Genomic DNA, 18,612 nt, shown 5'->3' with positions numbered 1-18,612 from the left:
ATTATTTCTGTTGTTGATAAATCTTGGATGTTGTCGTCCCCCAATTTCTTACTTTGCTTGTAACACGTTTAAATTTGCTTGGATATATTTCCAAAAGAGATTATTAGCACTGGAATGCTCACCCTTAGCACGGATAAAACATAACTCATTAGCAATATTCGTCGTCAGTGGAATAATTGAAAATTCATCACTGTCGAAATTTTGAGCCGTTTTTTGCATCATAATGGAAATTCCCATATTGTTTTGGACCATTTGCATAATTAAATCAACTCTTGTTCCTTCATAGGCAATTTTAGGTGTAAAGTGCGCCTGTCGACATAATTTAATCACCGGATCATATAGATTAGTTGATTTACCCAAAATCAGAAATGGATTATCTTTCAATTGTCCAATGGCCAGCTTCTTAGCTTGAGCTAATGGATGATTTTTGGGTAAGACTGCCACAAACTTATCGTTCTCTGTAACAATTCTTTCCAAATCAGGATCATCGAAATCAAAAGTTCGAGCAAAGATAATTTCACATTTACCTGATTTCAATGAAGTGATCAAATTGTAGCTTTCCTCTTCTCGCAGTTGCATGTGCACTTCCGGATGCTTCTGTAAAAATTGCGTTATTAAAGTGAAGCTTTGATAACTAAGCATTGTCGGAATGGTATGCATTTCAATCGTTAGATTCTTAGCAGCCTGAAAGTCGTTTAACTTATTACTTAATTCGTTATAATCCAGTAAAATCTTTTTCGCATAAGGTAAAACAATTTCGCCTTGTTGCGTCAATTCAATTTTGCGGTGGGCACGCTTGAACAATGATACACCAAGTTCCTTTTCCAATGCCATGACCTGTTTGGAAATATTACCTTGAGTGGTAAAAAGATTCTCGGCCGTATCTGTATAATTCAACGTTTTTGACAAATTGACAAAAATTTTAAGCTTTTGTAAATCCATTCCTCATGCCTCCCATTCCATTTTAGAATACTATATCACAGTTTTTGAATTGTTCATTGCCTTGCTAAATCTTAAAGTTGGAAATAGTTAAGTATTCGAAAGGGGTATTACGACATGCCAACTGGTGTTATTATCAATGCTGCCTCAGTCTTGTTTGGCGGCCTACTTGGTGGGTTTCTAGGCGATAAATTCAGTGAACAATTTAAGAATGATATCACCTTGATCTTCGGTGTTTGTTCGATGGGAATGGGTATCTATTCAATCGCACCGATGAAATATATGCCTGCTGTTATCTTTGCTTTAGTAATCGGAACTGGAATAGGTCTTTGGATGCATTTGGGCAAATGGATCAACAAAGGTGCCGTTGAAATGCAAAAGCCGATCTCAAAATTATTTCCTAATTCTAAGACAGAAATGTCTCATGAAGACTTCGTGAACACATTAGTTACTGTAATCGTACTTTTCTGTGCCAGCGGTACTGGTATTTACGGAAGTTTGGACAACGGGATGACTGGCGACACAACCATTTTGATCTCCAAATCCGTTTTGGACTTCTTCACCGCAGCAATTTTTGCCTGCAACTTAGGTTACGTAGTTTCTATTATTGCTATTCCGCAATTTATTCTCTTCTATATTTTATTCTTACTAGCACGTTTCATTTTCCCACTAACAACTCCAAATATGATTCTCGATTTCAAAGCTTGTGGTGGCTTTCTAATGCTAGCAACTGGTTTCAGAATGGTAAAACTCAAGATGTTCCCGATAGCGGATATGATTCCCGCGATGGTTATCATCATGCCACTGAGTTGGATCTGGGCTAACTGGTTCTTGCCATTACTATAAATCACAAATAAACCGTATTCTGTAAAATCTACAGAGTATGGTTTATTTTTTTGACGTCAAAATGAATCAAGCTTTCCAATATAGATGCCTATCACCTATTTAAATACGATAATATGGAAGAAACATACATGAAATATATAGATTGTCCATATAATTAAAAGTATCTATTAGGGGGACAAAATTTTGAAAAGAAAAGTGATGTTAATCTCCGCCATTCTAGTTCTGTTATTGGGTGGTTTCACTGTATACGCTGTTACCAGCAGAACCAATAATATTACTCATGAAAAAAGAATTTCTAAAGATAAGAAAGCCGCTCCTCCAAAGAGATTGAGCAAGGCTGAGGCTAAAAAGATCAATGACAAATTCTATAGTCACAAGCTCATAAATGATGGTGGACTAATGGATTTTGTTGGTTATCCTTCGACTTTCTCAGGTTTAGTTAAATCAGGCGACTTAACGGTTGATGGCGAAATAATAGATCTCAAGAGTTATGTTTCGGACAATCGACCCTATACCGTTGCAAAACTAAGAATTAATGATGTTTTAGATGGTGACAGTAAAAAATTTAATGGGAAGACTATCCGTGTAATGTTCCTAGGAGGAAATATAACTAGAAAAGAAGACGCAGCTTTTTCTCATTTAAAAGTAGAAAGCGGTACTGATCCTAATGAAATTATTACTATTGAAAATGGTAATAACCGGCTACCTATGGCCGGAGATATGGTAGCTCTAATACTTTCGAAGGAAACATCAGGGACAAATAACATCCCTGGCAAGTTTTGGAGCATAAGCTTTGCTTGTAAAGGTGCTTTCTTTCAAGATTCCGATGGAAAATATCGTAGAGTTCCAGAACCCCAAGGTATTGGTGGCGGTGGTGGATTTGAAGATCTTACCAGTCAAAAAGACGATGAGAAAATGAACGATGCTATGAATAGCCTAATCAACAAAACAAAAAATAAAGACTCCAAAAAGAATTGAAAAATATCTTATCATTCAGAATTTACCAATAATTAAAAGAGGTATTCATATTACTAAACCGGTTGATATGAATACCATTTTTATTTTTACGACTTATTCGTTTATAATTGATTATAAATAAATAAGTTGGAGGATTTAATTTGAAAAATATAAAATTAATTGCAACTGATATAGATGGAACCCTCTTTGATTCCAATCACGAATACAATATTCAACGTTTAAATGACTATATCGACAAATTGCATCAACAAGATATTAAATTTTCCGTAGCCAGTGGTAACAGTTATAGTCACCTTGAACAAATTTTTCAAGAAACAAATAATATCGATGCCATCGTAGCTGAAAATGGTGCTCAAATTTTAGTTGACGGTCAAACCATTTACGAAGATACCCTCGATAATGACACGTTATTCGATATCGATAAAGAATTAAACTCCAATCTGAACATCATCAGCCTATGCTTCTCCGGTGAAAATGGAACCTATGTCAATGCAGATTCACCTCAAACTAACGATTATTACATCAATAATTTAGTTCGACTCGATGATATGAATAACATTGACGATAAAATTTTCAAAATGAATATCAGAATTGACGACGACGATCTCGACCCTGCGGTTAAATATATTAACGACAATTATGGAGACACAATTCACGCTGCCGTAAGTGGTTTTGGTAGTATTGATATCATCAGTGACCACGTCAATAAAGCGGTTGGTATTAAAAAATTATGTGATTACTACAACATCGACACTCAAAATGTCATTTCATTCGGTGACAATAGTAATGATTTGGAAATGCTTCAAGAATCAGGTATTGGCGTCGCTATGAAAAATAGTGCTGAACACATTCAAGCAGAGGCTGACATGATCTCTGTCACTGATAATGATAACGATGGTGTTCTCAACACAATTGCAGACGTACTTAGTTTCGACGCATAAAAAAATCGACCTTATATTGGTCGATTTTTTTAATTTTCGTCTGGTTTTTCCATCAATAACCAAAGAATCAAATAGACAATGACTCCTGGAAATCCTGGGGTTAGGGTCAAGATGACATATAGCACTCGGCCAACTGCAGGATTCCAGTCGAAGTTTTCACAGAATCCGGCAATAACTCCACCTAATATTTGATTATCTTTAGATCTTTTAATTGGAATATGCACTATACTTTCCCCCTAATTTCTTAATTTTCTGGATCTTCCATTAACATCCAGAGTACTAAATAACCGATAATTCCTGGTAAAGGTGTTAAAGCTAAAAGAATCCACAATACTCTAGCAATGGTTGGATTCCATTGAAAGTGTTCTGCTAATCCACCGATTACTCCGGCAATCACCTTATCATTGTTAGAACGTTTAATTGGAATATGCATAATTTGCTTTCCCCCTTTGTTATGTTAAATTCATCTTAATTCATTCCTAAAAATAAGTACATCTAAATTGCTTACATAAAACTTACAATTATGTCACATGAAAATATTATTTACTGACAGTGACTTTTTTTATAGTCCATGTATAATATAAATATAATTATATACGTTTGGGGAAAAATTAATGAATCGCAGGAGAATCTACACTATTGTTCTATCCGCACTTTCAGTTTTAGTATTGGGGATCATTGTTTGGCATGTCTCGAGCACTTCAACTAAAAAGGCACAGGCCGAAGCTCAACAACAAGTCATCAAAAAGAAAAAAGCTAAGAAGCATTTGGAAAAGAAAAAACCTTCACCATTTAACGTTAAAGATGACAAACACATGGTTAAATTGGAAAGTTTTAAATATAACGATGCCTCTGAAAAAAAGGAATATCCTGACCTATACAAATATCCTAAGGCTTGGATTGACGTCGATATTACTACTCAACGTGTCTACATCAAAGATGGGAATACCAATTTGTACGAAATGTACTCATCAACTGGTAAACACGATACAACGCCTAGAGGAACTTATCACATTCAAAATGAACGTGGTGATTTCTTCTATACAGCTCCTTTAAAATTAGGTGCTTACTATTACGTTTCCTTCTTAAATCATGGTGAATATCTTTTTCACACTACACCAACTGATGAACAAGGTACCTATGTTAAATCAATTGCCAAAACTTTAGGTAGAGAACCTTCATCACACGGATGCGTCCACCTATCTGTTCCTGATTGCAAATGGATCTACGAAAATGTTCCTTCAGGAATGAAGGTTGTTATTCATGGTAAATATCAAACACAAAAAGCGTAATCACCTGAGTGATTACACTTTTTTTATGCTTCAATTAAATTTTTCAATGCTTTTAGATTCTGGTTAAAGGATTTTTTAGTGATTGGAACAATCAAAGCTTCTGGCAAACTAAAATTGTTCAACACATAGAAAATCTCTGTTACTAATACGTGGCCGTCAGTTTGGGAAACTTGAAAAACTAATTGATATTCCAGTTTTCCACCCCTACTTACGTAAACTACTTCATTATCATTTTGTTCAACCGTTACAACTTCATCTTGATTTACAGCTGGTTCATTACGGTGAATTGCAAATTTATCAGTACCAGCTTCGGTAACCTCTGAAATAGCATAATTCCACTTAGACAAAGTAAAAGCATTCGTTAAAACATCAGTCACTGCTTTAAGATTAGAGTTAATTTCAACGTTATTAGTAAACAATTTTTTCATAAGAATATCTCCTATCTAATGTATGAGGTTATCTTATGAAATTTGGACTTTAATTAAAAATCAGTATTCTGATATTTTAAAATTCTTCAAAAATATTTTCGCCGTACAATTCTGTAAACAAATCCTTACGTCTATTGGCTTCCAAACGTTCATCATCATTGTGAGCTACCAATGCCAAACGAGCCAATAGAAAATAACAATTAGCCAGCATATAGTGAGAATTATGCTTGGCAATAAAGCCAATTCCATCAGCTATATAGGCAGTCGAATCTTGATAATCATTTAATTTGAAATAAATCAAAGCTGCCAGATAATAAAGGATATTTTGATTTTCTTCATAAGAAAATTCATCCCAATTCCTAAAAGCCTTATTAATATACTCTTCGGCTAGATCTTTTTGATTCTGTAACCCGTGAATATATCCAATAACCATATATGCTAAACGTCCCAAAGTATTGGGATGTTTAGGATTTACTTCAGCTAGCGACAAATTCAATGATTGTTTAGCCTCAAAAATAGCATTTGTTTGTAACTGAGCCACACCTAAATAATAGTAATAGGATTGTACTTGCAGACTCGTCTTCAAATTGTTCAAAACTTTATCTTGCATCAAAAAATCATATAGTTCCTGATATTGATGACTATTACAAAGATCATCTACTTTATCGTTGAAGTTATACTTTGAACTAACAGGAAAATTAGTTGCTAAACTGATCTCATCTAAATTAACCTCTAGTTTGGTAGCTAACTTGATCAATAGATTGGCATTGGGAACATAAACGTTATTCTCAATGGCTGACAACATTGATTGCGCACAAATACCCTCTGCTAATTCTTTTTGTGTAAATTTCTTCTCTTTTCGCAGTTCTTTGATAACAGTCCCCAAATCTTTCATATACATATCCCTGACTTTGCTTTACTTGTTAACTTCATTTTAAAATAAATTTTGTGAAATGTGTTGTTTTTAGTTATAAAAAACGTCTAGAAATTATTCTAGACGTTTTTTGGGCAGTGGTAGTTTTCTTTTTTCGGGATAGTTGTGTGTGGTAGTTCAAAAACCTTCTCTTTTAATACTCAATGGTCTGCTGCTTTTGGTCCTTGGAGATTGTGGTATTTATTTTTATCCTCAAGTATGCGGCAAACGGGTTCCGAATGACAGATTCCTGTGCTTTGCTACAGACCTGGAATCATCCGCAGGTTCGGCGGATAATTCCAGGTCTTAGGCAAATGCTCAGAATCTAACCGTCATTCTCCACTCTCTCTCTAATTTAATACTTTATAATTCCAAGCTGGTTGTTCATATCCGTGGAATTCTTTTTTAATAACTTTAGCGATTTCTTCTGATTGATATGCTTTAACGATCTTCTTGTATGTAGGGTTATCTTTATCTTTCTTATTAGCTGAAATGATATTTACATATGGTTTTGATTTTGCTGTGATTTTTTCTCTATAAACCGCTGTCTTAGGATCTAGTTTTGAATCGTTGGCAACTCCACTATTAACTACTGAAGCTGTGACGTCATCCATTGATTTAGCTGTTTGTGCGGCGTCTAATGGTGTGATCTTTAGGTTCAATTTATTTTCGGTAATATCTTTCAAACCAGGAACTTTGGCGTTGTCCAACTTGATCAAGCCGGCGCTTTCTAGTAATGCTAATCCACGGGCTTCATTTGTGGCATCATTGGCAACGGCAATCTTGTCGCCGTTCTTGATTTGACTAACTTTCTTGATCTTCTTTGAATATAGAGCCATTGGTGCGATTACGGTTGAACCGATTGATACGATGTTTGTCTTATGTTTCTTGTTCCAATCATTTTGGAAAATAATTGTTTGGAAAGCATTTAGATCAATTTCTCCTTGGTCCAAAGCTGTATTTGGTTGACTATAGTCTGAGAATTCAACAATTTTAAGGTTGATTCCTTCTTTTTTAACTTTTTTAGCAACGGCCTTTAATACTTCATCATCAGAACCTGTAATACCTATTTTAACGGTCTTCTCTTTTGCTGAACTGGCTGATGAAGAACTGCTTCCACAACCCGCTAGCAAGAACAAACTGAATGTGGTAATAGCTAACAAAAAGATAGCTTTAATTTTATTTTTTTTCATGATGAAAATCCTCCTCTAATTTAAAACCCTATATACAAAAAGGCGCTCCTAACTAGGACGATCACTCGTCCAAGATAGAAGCGCCTTTTGCGCGGTACCATTCTATTTTAAAAGCAAACTCGCATCTGCTTTCCTTAATAACATGCATTGCATGTGTGTACGATAATGGGTACCGACCATCATCCCTTAAAAAATTCAGGGATACCAATCACGGATCATTTTCACTTACTGTTTTGTCCTCATCTCAGCACCTGAGGCTTTCTGTACAAAATCTAATAAGTTACTTTTCCGGTCAACTTGTTATCTAATGTTCAAGTTTACGGACGGCAAAATCGCCAAGTCCTTGAATAATAAACACTAAAACTAAGATAAATAACATAGATACAATTGTTACATCATTTTCGAATCGTTGATAACCAACGGAAATGGCCATGTTACCAAGACCACCACCACCAACGGCACCGGCCATGGCAGTTAAACCAATCAAACTGATAATTGTTAGAGTTCCTGAACGAATCAATTCTGGTAAACCTTCACGTAAGTAAACTCTAAAAATAATTTTAATTGGTGAAAGGCCGATTGCTTCAGCGGCTTCGATCACCCCATGATCAACTTCAACTAGAGCCAATTGAACTTGTCTGGCAAAGAATGGAGCTGTTCCAAGAACTAACGGTACTAATGCACCAGTAGGTCCAATTGTTTGTCCAACGATCAATCTTGTAAATGGTCCGATAACGGCTAGCAAGATGATAAATGGAATTGATCTGAACAGGTTAACCAACTTGTCCAAGAATGTGTACAAAACTTTATGTGGAGTAATTCCATCATCGGCTGTAATAACTAACAGAATTCCCAAGATAATTCCGATAATTCCAGCAAATAATGCACTGACAAATGTCATATAAAGTGTTTGCCAAATGGCTACGACAAAACCATTATCACCTTCCCAATTTGCTACAACGTTAGGAAGAAACTTATTTACTAAATCTGCCATGAATTATTCGCCCTCTTTCTTCAAAGATATTTCTTTAACATTAACATTCAAACTATTTAAATATTGAATAGCTTGTTCAACTTTATCATCGTCACCCGTCAAAGCGAATAACATAATACCAACAGTTGTGCTCTGCAATCTTTCAATATTACTGAAAAGAATATTAGCCTCAACTTGGAAACGTTTATAAAGTTCAACAACAATTGGTTCGTTAGTGGAATCGCCAATATAATTCAATTCGATCAAACGACCTGAAAGCTTATCGACAATGCCACTATCTCTAATTTCATCAAGTACTGAACCGATATGAGTAGATGTATTAACAAAATCCTTTGTAAGTTGTTGCTTAGGATTACCGAAGATTGTCAACAAACTGCCTTCTTCAATCAATTGACCATTCTCCATAACTGCAACACGGTTACATACTTGTTTGATAGCATCCATTTCGTGAGTGATAATCACGATCGTAATACCAAGTTCTTCATTCAAACGTCCTAGTAGATCCAGAATTTCTGTGGTAGTTTTAGGATCCAAAGCACTAGTAGCTTCATCTGAAATTAAGATTTCAGGGTCATTAGCCAAAGCACGAGCAATCGCCACACGTTGTTTTTGACCACCTGATAATTGTGATGGATAGTTCTTAGCACGGTCAGATAGACCAACTATATTCAATAATTTATCGATTTTTTGTTTACGTTCAGCTTTGCTTAGTCCTGAATCACGTAATGGAAAATCAACATTTCCATAAACAGTTAATGAATTCATCAAATTAAAGTGTTGAAAGATCATTCCAATATTACGACGTGCCTTACGTAAATCTTTAGCACTCAATTGTGTTAAGTTTTGATCATTAACGATAACTGTTCCAGAAGTTGGCTTTTGTAATAAATTAATTACACGAACCAAAGTACTTTTTCCGGCACCAGAGTAGCCAATGACACCATACACATCGCCTTTATTAACGTTAATGGAAACGTCTTTTACAGCTTCAATTGTTTTTCCTTCATTATGAAAAGTAACGTCAATATCTTTTAGCTGAATTATCCCGTTTTGTTCTGCCATTAATAATTACTCCCTTAATTTACCCAAGAATTGATCAAAGAAATCAATGAAGTCTAGGTAATCCTTAATTCTAATATTTTCATTAGGGGCATGATTGCCGGCCCTTGAATAACTTACACCTGTTGAAACAATTGAGGCGTGAGTATATTCATTCAACAAGTACATTGGACCAGTACCAGGACTTGATGGTAAGGCTTCAACTTTATCAGCTCCACCAAAGAAATCTTCAGCAGTTCCAATCAATTTATTTACGATAGGACTATCTAGATCCCAACGATAACCCTTTTCCCCTAATAAATACTTAACTTTAATATCTTTAAAACCTTGGTCGTTCAAATATTTAGTTAACTTATCAAATAGATCATGTGGATCCTGATTAGGTACTAATCTGAATTCCAATTTAGCCTTGGCAGCTTTAGGAGTAACAGTTTTTACTCCTTCGCCTTCCCAGCCACTGCTAATTCCTTCTATATTAATAGTAGGATTGAACGTTAAATTGTAGTTAACTGATTTGTTCTTCAATAATGGTACTTGTAAGTCCCATTTAGATTTCAAATCAGGTGTGGTAGCTTTATTAACTAAATCAATTTCTCTTTGAGAAGGTTCAACGACATCATCATAGAAACCAGGAATCTTAATATCACCTTCAGGAGTTCTCAAAGCATCTAGTGCTTGAGCTAATCTCCAAGTAGCGGAATCAACTACAGCAGCAAATGATGAATGTAGATCGATGTTGGCTGAAACAGCCTCTAATTCAAAACATAGAACACCTTTATTACCACCGGTGAAATTAAATTGTTCCTTTTCATTCTTGTATCCTGATTCCCAAATTATCAAATCAGCAGACAACTTGTCTGAGTATTTCTTCAAATAATCTTCTAGGTGACGACTAGCAACCTCTTCTTGTCCTTCAACTAAGAATTTGATGTTGCAAGGTAAATCACCATGTTCTTGACGATAAATCTTCAAAGCTGTAATTCGACTGATTAAATCAGCTTTACAATCTGAAACTCCACGACCGATGAACTTATCATCAGTGATCTTGAGTTTAAATGGATCTGAGTTCCACAGTTCCACCGGTTCTTCTGGTTGAACGTCGTAGTGATTGTAAATAAGAATTGTGGTATCACTTGGCTTCTTAGGTTTGATTTCGGCAAAAACAACTGGATATTCAAATTCATCCCAAACTGTTGCATCTGCTCCAAAGTCTTGTAGTAAATTTTTAAGGAATTCGGCTGTCTCAGTAATAGATTGATTCTTTGCTGAAACGGATGGTAGTGCGATATATTGCTTTAAATCTTCAATCGACTCCTGAATTAATGGATCTGATAATTTTGACATATGAAAACCTCCTCAAATTTTTAAAACATTTTACTTATTCCAAGCTGGTACGGCACTTTCGCCGTAAACCTTCTTGATTTCTTTAGCAACTGACTTTGTTTGGAAAGCTTTAACAACTTTCTTGTAAGTCTTGTTATCTTTGTTCTTCTTTTGAGTAACGATAATGTTGATCCAAGGTTGTGACTTCTTGTTAATCTTTTCAGTTACAACAGCTTTTGATGGATCAAGTTTAGCATCACTAGCAACGTTCCCATTGACGATTGCGGCATCAACATCATCTAATGAACGAGCTGTTTGTGCAGCATCAAGAGTTGTAAATTTCAAATTCAATTTGTTTTCTTTGATGTTCTTAGTTGATGGTAACTTAACACCACTATCAAGTTTCAAAAGTCCGTTAGCTTCTAGCAATTGTAATGCACGTGCTTCATTAGATGCATCGTTAGGAATAGCAACTTTAGCACCATTCTTTAATTGACTAAGCTTTGTGATCTTGTGTGAATATAAAGACATTGGTTGAATAACAGTTTTACCAATTGATACTAGATCAGTATGATGTGCCTTATTCCAAGAATTTAGGAAGAATGTATGTTGATAAGCATTGATATCAACTTCCCCTTGTACCAAGGCTGTATTTGGTTGATTGTAATCGTTGAATTCAACAGTCTTTAAGTTGATACCTTCACTCTTCACATTTTTCTTAACTACTTTCCAAATCGCAGCGTCAGAAGGATTGATTCCTACCTTAACTGTTTGTTCCTTGTTTTGATTACCACAACCAGCTAATACGAAAATAAATAATGCTGTAAAAGCTAATAGGATAACCTTACCTATTTTTCCAAATCTACTCATTTGTTTTCCCACCTCATTTGTTTCTTAACTAACTAAAAATATCTATATAAACAAAAAAGCCACTTCTAAACTGAACAACACTATGTTCAGATTTAGAAGCGGCTATGCGCGGTACCATTCTAATTCGGAATAAATTTACACTTATCCCCTTAACAACGTACAAAGATTCTATACGCGTGTACTATAAAGGGTACCAACCATTGCATCTTTATCCGAAAGGATTCAGCGCACCAATCACGGGTCATTTTCATTCAAGTCGTTGCCCTCATCTCAGCAAATAGAGGTTTTCTGTACAAACGAGGTTGAATTACTTCCCCCGATCAAATTGTTTAATAAATGTCTTTTGTTAATCGTTGGTTAGATAATACAATCTAATTTTTGAAATGTCAATCATGAAATCTTAACTTTTTTCATTTAATTTCTAATTTTTAAATTGTATGCCAAGTGGCATTTATAACATGACATTTATCGAATCCCTTTTATCTCAAGGCTTGTGTGGGTGCAACGATACAGCTTTTATAACGATAAAACACAATAATTTTAAAAATTAAAAATATTTAAATTGCCTTACATTTATCGTTTTACATTAGAAACATTAATAAATTATTAATTAAGTATAACGACTTTTCCTATTCCTTGATTCTTTTCCATATATTCATGAGCTTCTCTTACTTGATCAAAACTGAAAACTTTTCCTGGCGTTGCATCGACATGATAGTGAGTAATATAATTAAACATTTCATCAATTAAATCTCTACTTCCCATTTCCGAAGCAAAGGATGTTAAATAAACACTATTTGGAATTGCGTGAATTGGTTCAAAGTCTTCAAGTGTTGCTTGTCCACCCAAAATTCCTGTTTCACAAACGATTCCTTCTGGATACATTCTTGATAAAGTATCCTTAACTGTGGCAGGACCAACTAGCTCTAAAGCTTTGTCAAAATGACTTGCTGTTTGTAACTTACCATCTTTATCTTCCACAACTAAATCATATCCCATATCCAATAATTCTTGCTTTTTATCTAGATTTCTAACTGAAGCAGTCACTATATTTTCAGGATATTTAGCTTTGATCAAACGCATTGCTGCTAAACCAACACCACTACTACCTGCACGAATTAAAATCTCATCTTCGTTCTTAATGTGAAGTTGTTTAATTGATCCATAAGCTGTGTAATAAGTTTCCGGAATTGCGGCCAATGCTGACCAATCAAAGTCAGTGTCTACTGGATAAATTTGATCATTAGGAAGCAAAGTATATTCCGCGTACGATCCAGGGAGACTTTGACCCATTTCAGTCTTCATTAACACTACTTTTTGTCCTTCTTGTAAATCATCGGAAGTACTTTCAGCGATTGTTCCGACAGCTTCGAGTCCTAAGATTTTAGGCAATTTAACATCTGGCACAAGCCCCTGACGTGTGAGCAATTCGATATGATTTATACCGAATGCCTTAATTTTAACCAATGACCAACCCGGTTTAACTTCAGGTGTTGGAACATCTTCATAACTTAAAACTTCTGGTCCACCAGTTTCATGTATAACAATAGCCTTCATAGCGATTCACTCCAAATCTAAATATTTATAATTAACAAATTAAGTATATTATGTATAAAACAAAGAATTAATTATTAGGTCCTATATTTGAGCGACGAATCGTATACAAATTTTTGTCGTTTTAAATTCATTTCTGGAACAAAAAAAGATTGAAGTCTAATTAAAGACCCCAATCCATTTATTAATATTCAATTTTTATTAAGAAATTACTTCAACAGAAGCTGTAGTTACACCATATGAAGGAATTGATGAACTAGGCATAGCAACATCCAATTGTTGTGAATTTGAGTTAGCAAATGTTCCTGTATCATTAACAGTTCTGTAAAGTACGGTTCCGTCAGCTAAAGTAATCTTTAGTTGTGTACCCTTAGGGAATACTGAAAGGTTGGCAGCAACACCACCATAACCCATATTTGAACCTAGAACAGATGGATCATAGAAACTGATCTTAAATGTACCACTGGCTGTTGATGTTGTGCTTGTTGTTTGTGTAGAAACAGCTTGTGTCACAGCTTGTGAGCTTGTATCTGTTGTACTTTGAGTTGTTGATTGTTGAGCACTTGTATCTTGTGTTGTGTTTTGTGTATTAGCTTGTGAAATTGTATCTTGTGCTGTCTGTGTATTAGTATCTGTTGATGTTGTATTTGTTGGTAATACATTTTGTGATGATTGTGTTGTTGTATTATCAGTTGTAGTAGTTGTTGAACCAGGTAATGTAATAACATCTCCTGGGAAAATCAAGTCAAATCCGCCAACTTCACGGCCATTTGCTTGTTCAAGTGCGGAAATACTAATTCCGTTAGCTTCAGCAATGCTCTTGTAAGTATCACCTTTTTCAACTTTAACTTGGTTGTTACCAGTTGAAACTGCGGCTTGAGCAGTATTTGTTGAAGTGAATACTCCTGCTAATGCTACTGTACTTAATAAAGCGATAGATAAAACTTTTTTCATGAATTAATTACATCCTTAATTTTTAAATTTGTTTAGCTCTCATTTGCTATGGTGCTATACTAACAGCTCAGTGTTACATGAAAGCAACCACAAAGTTACAATTTAAGAGAATAATGTAATTTTAGTAATACTTATGAAACATAATTATTTATTTTATTTTTAGGTATCCAGTACCTTTACCTGTTCTTTCCTATATATTCATGGTATATTAGTATACATGAAGAATAAAAAGAGAACGTCCGCAAAACTACTAATAATGTTAGTTGCTTTGGAACTTATCGCATTTAGTCTTAATATGTTCTTCGAACCGCATAGTATAGCGGCTGGTGGTGCTACAGGTATCGCTATCTTGCTACAAGCAGGATGGAAAATCCCAACATTCATCTCGGTTCTTTTCATAAATATTGTGATGTTAGTACTGGCTTACGTACATTTAGATCGACAAACGACCGTCAAATTAGCAATTGGAAGTTTCACTCTCCCAATTTTGTTATATATCACTCCAGTTTATAATCTAATTCCTAATAATCGAGTAATCTCTATTATAGTAGGAAGTATTATTTTCGGAATTGGTTTGGCAATACTTTATACTCTTAATATGTCTAGTGGAGGGACAACTGTTCCACCGATGATCATCCACAAAAATTTTGGCATTGATAAATATATTAGTTTATTCATTATTGATGGATTTGTTTGTTTAGGAAACTTCGCATTAAACGATTTAATTTCTTTCCTACTAGCTGTTATGTCAGTTGGTATCTCTAGCCTCGCAATCAAAGGTTTCGGTATTTTCCATCAACGACGCATTGCACAACAATAAAAGACGCCCATATCAAAGCATTTAGTGTTTTGACATAGGCATCTTTTTTTATTTTGGCATAATTACTACAAGTTAAAAATGAACTCATCGCCCCATGTATATGGGGAACACTTAAATGTCGTAATTGATTGTGGAATATAAATAGAATCATCCCCATGTATATGGGGAGCACACTAAGAAAAGTCTGATACATCAACATTTCAAAATTAGAAATCCACTTATTTTTATCAACTTTAAAAATAAGATTACTGATCTCTTAAAGAATAACTTTTCCTTCATTTTTAAGCAACTTCGTTTTTGAAATTTTAGTAGTAAATACTTTAAATTCACAGTGTGCACCAAAATTAATTTTGGGATTTTTGACCGACCATTTGACCGACTAATTGATTCATTTGGTACTTCTAATACAATTTTATAAAAGCAAAAAGACGATTATATCAAGATTTATTGACCTGATATAATCGTCTTCTTTGCTTTATGGAGGTGAGGGGAATTGAACCCCTGTCCAAGCGTAATGCTATGCAAGCTTCTACACTCATAGTTGTATTATTTATAATTTCGCCACCATGAACGCCATACAACTCGGCTAGCCACAGCGGCTATCCTGATTAATCTCTTTTTAACTATTCAGAATGCGTAGTCAAACGTAGCCCAATTAATTTGAGACCCATTTCCAACCCTTGGGCGAAGTTAGACTGGATCACGCTTAGACTGTTTTTAGGCAGCTAATGCGTAAGAATTATTATTTTTTGCAGTTATAATAAACTGTGCGTTTTAAAGGGACGCAAGGCCCTAAGTGCAACTCACACGCTACTACACATGTCGAATCCAGAACACCCCCATTGGTGTCCACTAAATATAATATCTAATTTTGCTCAATTTAGCAAATTATAAGTCTACTTCCGTCATGAAAATTTTAATGCATCTAGAATGCCATTTTCAGTAAATACTAGTAAAATACTGAATATAGATGGAGGTACAGAAATATTGAGTGAAAATGAAAAGAAACCTTTTTACAGAAGAAATTGGTTCTGGATCACGATTCTTTCTATTATTGCTGTTGTATCAACCACTACATACCTCGCCAACAATTTCTACTATCAAGATGAGGCCGATCAAGCTAATCTTGAACAGCGAAAAGACCAGGCAGAAAGAAAACAGGCTGAAAAGAATCCTTCCTTAGTTGCTAAATATGATTCAATTAAAACTGGTAAAAAAGGTTATTCTCGAAAGAATGTTATTCAACTCCTCGGAAACCCTACGGAAACTCAAACGATGGATAAAAGAGGTAGAGACGTCATTGCTACATGGAATAAAACCAACAATAGCAATCAAGTGATGATTCAAATCACCTTTTTCAAAGATATTGCTAAATCAAAATCCATTCAAGGACTCGATATTGATCGTGAAAAGAGTTTAACCCTAGCGGACTACGAAAAAATTGAAAATGGCGACAATTACAATCATGTTATCAGTGTACTTGGCGATCCAGATGACTACTCCGATATTAATGGAGTTAGAACATTAACATATGTATCCGATTTGTCTGAAGCGGACCCTAGTCAAAATGCTTCAATTGATATTAAGTTATCCGATAATCAAGTCATTGCTAAAGCACAAGTTAATTTAAAATAAACCACTATAAAATGAAGAAACTCCCTAGTTATTAGATCTAATGATCTTAATAATTAAAGAGTTTTTTATTTGTCTAAATCACTTTTAGATTTTTTGTAAATACTAGATAATATTATCAGCAAGGACTGTATCCTAAGGAGCAAATATTGAAAAAATTTATCTTAGCATTTTTTACTATTTTAATCACAATCGTTTCGGTTCTCTTCATTATTCCTGAGATTTCTTACACACTTCAAGTCGAAAGTACTATTAATTCTGAACTGAACAATGGCAAACTCCTTTATAAAACTGCTAATCAAGAAACCAAATCCTTTTTACAAAAACATCATTACAAAAAAGTAAAGAACATCACTGACTTTCAGGGTTCGGATGGTAAAACAAGTTATCTAGTCGCTTCATTAGATGAGAAAAATAGTTTGGGTATTTTTATATCCTATAATCACTTTGGCCCCTATTTGTGGAATTCTCATGTAATTTCCATTAAACACTTTGATAGCTAGTTGTTAGTAAGTAATTTTTTATGACCGAAATGTAAAATAACTAGTGACACTATCAAAATACCTATCGCAACTAAATATAGTAGATTGTAAGAACCATTTTCCACAATCAAACCACCAACTAAAGGCCCAATTGCTCTGGCAAATGTCGATGACATACTCAACAAACTTTGATAACGCCCGGCTTCCGACTTAGGTGTCGATTCACTGACCATAGCTGGGATTCCTGGATAAACTAAGGTTTCCCCTAAAGTTAAGACGATCATTCCCATAACAAAAGCTAAATAAACTTTGGCACTAATAATTGAAGCAAACGCTGCAATGAACAAGACCACTCCAAGTGGAATCTGTATTCGTTTAAACCATTCTTTATTTTCAACTAACCGATTGATCAATGGCAATACTAAGACGATCACTACCGCATTAATGGTCCACAAAAGACTGTAGCGACTGACTGGAATCCCTAGATTAGTCAGGTGAGCTGATATATTACTGCTCCATTGCGAATATGCTAGCCACGAGGCCCCTAAGAACAAGGCAATCAGACCAACTCCTGGTTGTAACTTAGTTTTTCTTACCTCTCGAACTTCGTCTTGAACATCATTTTTTGTTATGACTTCCCGATTATTGTATCCAAATATTACTAATAGGAAGAAAAGCGTCAAAAAGAAAAAATTAGCCACAAAAACTAAGGTCATTTGAACTCCTGCAATATACCCACCTAACGCTGTTCCAATCGCATTTCCTAGGTTGGTCCCCATATAAATACTATTAAAAAGTTTATATCGGTCAACATCATCAATCTGTGCTGCAAATGAATTAATGACTGTAAAGGCACTTCCAACGCCAAAACCCAGGATTGGCAATAAAATTGGATAAGCTGGCCATCCATGGTCAAAAATAAGACCAACTAATGCCAATAATCCAATTAATGTACTAATAATAACGGTCTTGTGACCGCCCCACCGGTCAAATAGTTTTCCACCCAAATAATTTCCTAGAAACGTTAAAATCGAATTGAAGAACAAAACCGTTCCAGCGACTGCCAACGACTTGTGCAAATAATTGTGGATAAAAATCGTATTGATAGGCCAAATAAAACTAGCCCCGACTGACTCTAAGAACGCGCCTAGAATCAAAGTTTTAGCTGATACCTTTTTCATATTTTCCCCTTAAACACATTATAAAGTTGTGAAAATTTTATCATCTAATTAACCATTGTCAACGTATGATATTATTTTAAAGGGGGTAATTCAATGTCCGATAATAATCCATATTGTCATCAAGGGATGACTTGTTTTTCCACTTGCCACTGTTCAGGTAAAGATGGAATCTGTCACTGTTCCATGATCGACGATCAAAAATGTGCCTGCAAT

Annotated in this window: 20 protein-coding genes, 1 other RNA gene and 1 other annotated feature; of the genes, 7 read left to right on the top strand and 14 right to left on the bottom strand. The window is 34.8% G+C overall.

Going from position 1 to position 18,612, the window contains the following annotated elements; genetic code table 11:
* Positions 1 to 48: 48 nt before the first annotated feature.
* Positions 49 to 942 carry a LysR family transcriptional regulator gene (locus U8526_RS12690; RefSeq protein WP_334342313.1) on the bottom strand — a complete coding sequence of 298 codons (894 nt, stop codon included), beginning with the start codon at positions 940 to 942 and terminating at the stop codon, positions 49 to 51.
* Between the two features lie 114 nt (positions 943 to 1,056).
* Here U8526_RS12690 and U8526_RS12685 point away from each other — a divergent pair, with 114 nt between their 5' ends.
* From U8526_RS12685 to U8526_RS12675, 3 genes are all read left to right on the top strand, one after another.
* A complete protein-coding gene (locus U8526_RS12685; RefSeq protein ID WP_334342312.1) occupies positions 1,057 to 1,785 on the top strand; it encodes a DUF554 domain-containing protein in 729 nt (242 codons plus the stop codon).
* A gap of 183 nt (positions 1,786 to 1,968) precedes the next feature.
* Positions 1,969 to 2,763, top strand: coding sequence for a hypothetical protein (locus tag U8526_RS12680; RefSeq protein ID WP_334342311.1), 795 nt, complete (start codon positions 1,969 to 1,971; stop codon positions 2,761 to 2,763).
* A gap of 140 nt (positions 2,764 to 2,903) precedes the next feature.
* Positions 2,904 to 3,704 (top strand): HAD family hydrolase, encoded by an 801-nt coding sequence (locus tag U8526_RS12675; protein WP_334342310.1) that lies wholly within the window; start codon positions 2,904 to 2,906, stop codon positions 3,702 to 3,704.
* Between the two features lie 29 nt (positions 3,705 to 3,733).
* Here the strand turns inward: U8526_RS12675 and U8526_RS12670 are convergent, their stop codons facing one another.
* Both U8526_RS12670 and U8526_RS12665 read right to left on the bottom strand, forming a co-directional pair.
* The gene (locus tag U8526_RS12670) at positions 3,734 to 3,928 is read right to left on the bottom strand and encodes a PspC domain-containing protein (RefSeq protein ID WP_334342309.1); all 195 of its coding nucleotides are present in this window, start codon (positions 3,926 to 3,928) and stop codon (positions 3,734 to 3,736) included.
* Between the two features lie 20 nt (positions 3,929 to 3,948).
* Positions 3,949 to 4,137 carry a PspC domain-containing protein gene (locus tag U8526_RS12665; RefSeq protein ID WP_334342308.1) on the bottom strand — a complete coding sequence of 63 codons (189 nt, stop codon included), beginning with the start codon at positions 4,135 to 4,137 and terminating at the stop codon, positions 3,949 to 3,951.
* A gap of 181 nt (positions 4,138 to 4,318) precedes the next feature.
* Here U8526_RS12665 and U8526_RS12660 point away from each other — a divergent pair, with 181 nt between their 5' ends.
* Positions 4,319 to 4,996, top strand: coding sequence for a L,D-transpeptidase (locus U8526_RS12660; protein WP_334342307.1), 678 nt, complete (start codon positions 4,319 to 4,321; stop codon positions 4,994 to 4,996).
* Between the two features lie 23 nt (positions 4,997 to 5,019).
* Here the strand turns inward: U8526_RS12660 and U8526_RS12655 are convergent, their stop codons facing one another.
* The 9 genes from U8526_RS12655 to U8526_RS12615 all read right to left on the bottom strand — a co-directional run bounded on the left by U8526_RS12655 (position 5,020) and on the right by U8526_RS12615 (position 14,284).
* Entirely contained in the window at positions 5,020 to 5,424 is a 405-nt protein-coding gene (locus tag U8526_RS12655; protein ID WP_334342306.1) for a hypothetical protein, read from the bottom strand.
* Between the two features lie 76 nt (positions 5,425 to 5,500).
* Positions 5,501 to 6,319 carry a helix-turn-helix domain-containing protein gene (locus tag U8526_RS12650; protein WP_334342305.1) on the bottom strand — a complete coding sequence of 273 codons (819 nt, stop codon included), beginning with the start codon at positions 6,317 to 6,319 and terminating at the stop codon, positions 5,501 to 5,503.
* Between the two features lie 368 nt (positions 6,320 to 6,687).
* Complete coding sequence (locus U8526_RS12645) at positions 6,688 to 7,515, bottom strand: MetQ/NlpA family ABC transporter substrate-binding protein (protein WP_442886256.1); 828 nt, start codon at positions 7,513 to 7,515, stop codon at positions 6,688 to 6,690.
* An 88-nt stretch (positions 7,516 to 7,603) separates the two neighbouring features.
* Positions 7,604 to 7,835, bottom strand: a binding site (T-box leader).
* Complete coding sequence (locus U8526_RS12640; RefSeq protein ID WP_334342303.1) at positions 7,835 to 8,524, bottom strand: methionine ABC transporter permease; 690 nt, start codon at positions 8,522 to 8,524, stop codon at positions 7,835 to 7,837. Its footprint overlaps the feature before it by 1 nt.
* A gap of 3 nt (positions 8,525 to 8,527) precedes the next feature.
* The gene (locus tag U8526_RS12635) at positions 8,528 to 9,586 is read right to left on the bottom strand and encodes a methionine ABC transporter ATP-binding protein (protein ID WP_334342302.1); all 1,059 of its coding nucleotides are present in this window, start codon (positions 9,584 to 9,586) and stop codon (positions 8,528 to 8,530) included.
* Positions 9,587 to 9,592: 6 nt separating this feature from the next.
* Positions 9,593 to 10,927 (bottom strand): M20/M25/M40 family metallo-hydrolase, encoded by a 1,335-nt coding sequence (locus U8526_RS12630; RefSeq protein WP_334342301.1) that lies wholly within the window; start codon positions 10,925 to 10,927, stop codon positions 9,593 to 9,595.
* Between the two features lie 30 nt (positions 10,928 to 10,957).
* The gene (locus U8526_RS12625; RefSeq protein WP_334342300.1) at positions 10,958 to 11,776 is read right to left on the bottom strand and encodes a MetQ/NlpA family ABC transporter substrate-binding protein; all 819 of its coding nucleotides are present in this window, start codon (positions 11,774 to 11,776) and stop codon (positions 10,958 to 10,960) included.
* Positions 11,777 to 12,382: 606 nt separating this feature from the next.
* Positions 12,383 to 13,333 carry a zinc-binding dehydrogenase gene (locus U8526_RS12620; RefSeq protein WP_334342299.1) on the bottom strand — a complete coding sequence of 317 codons (951 nt, stop codon included), beginning with the start codon at positions 13,331 to 13,333 and terminating at the stop codon, positions 12,383 to 12,385.
* Between the two features lie 198 nt (positions 13,334 to 13,531).
* Positions 13,532 to 14,284 carry a LysM peptidoglycan-binding domain-containing protein gene (locus tag U8526_RS12615; RefSeq protein ID WP_334342298.1) on the bottom strand — a complete coding sequence of 251 codons (753 nt, stop codon included), beginning with the start codon at positions 14,282 to 14,284 and terminating at the stop codon, positions 13,532 to 13,534.
* Between the two features lie 217 nt (positions 14,285 to 14,501).
* On the opposite strand from U8526_RS12615, the gene U8526_RS12610 reads away from it, so the two are divergent.
* On the top strand, positions 14,502 to 15,104 hold the full coding sequence (locus U8526_RS12610; RefSeq protein ID WP_334342297.1) for a YitT family protein: 603 nt from the start codon (positions 14,502 to 14,504) through the stop codon (positions 15,102 to 15,104).
* Positions 15,105 to 15,579: 475 nt separating this feature from the next.
* Here U8526_RS12610 and ssrA read toward each other — a convergent pair.
* Positions 15,580 to 15,945, bottom strand: a transfer-messenger RNA (tmRNA) gene (ssrA, locus tag U8526_RS12605).
* A 146-nt stretch (positions 15,946 to 16,091) separates the two neighbouring features.
* On the opposite strand from ssrA, the gene U8526_RS12600 reads away from it, so the two are divergent.
* Both U8526_RS12600 and U8526_RS12595 read left to right on the top strand, forming a co-directional pair.
* Positions 16,092 to 16,739 (top strand): DUF3862 domain-containing protein, encoded by a 648-nt coding sequence (locus U8526_RS12600; protein ID WP_334342296.1) that lies wholly within the window; start codon positions 16,092 to 16,094, stop codon positions 16,737 to 16,739.
* 146 nt (positions 16,740 to 16,885) lie between these two features.
* Positions 16,886 to 17,239, top strand: coding sequence for a hypothetical protein (locus U8526_RS12595; RefSeq protein ID WP_334342295.1), 354 nt, complete (start codon positions 16,886 to 16,888; stop codon positions 17,237 to 17,239).
* Here the strand turns inward: U8526_RS12595 and U8526_RS12590 are convergent.
* Positions 17,236 to 18,399: an MDR family MFS transporter gene (locus tag U8526_RS12590; RefSeq protein WP_334342294.1), complete on the bottom strand. Its 1,164-nt coding sequence runs from the start codon at positions 18,397 to 18,399 to the stop codon at positions 17,236 to 17,238. The two genes, U8526_RS12595 and U8526_RS12590, sit on opposite strands and share 4 nt — an antisense overlap.
* Positions 18,400 to 18,612 lie beyond the last annotated feature (213 nt).

It is taken from the genome of Companilactobacillus sp. HBUAS56275, assembly GCF_036913655.1.
Lineage (GTDB): Bacteria > Bacillota > Bacilli > Lactobacillales > Lactobacillaceae > Companilactobacillus > Companilactobacillus pullicola.
The sequence above is the reverse complement of the archived record's forward strand: the minus strand, read 5'-3'. Positions and strand labels throughout refer to the sequence as shown.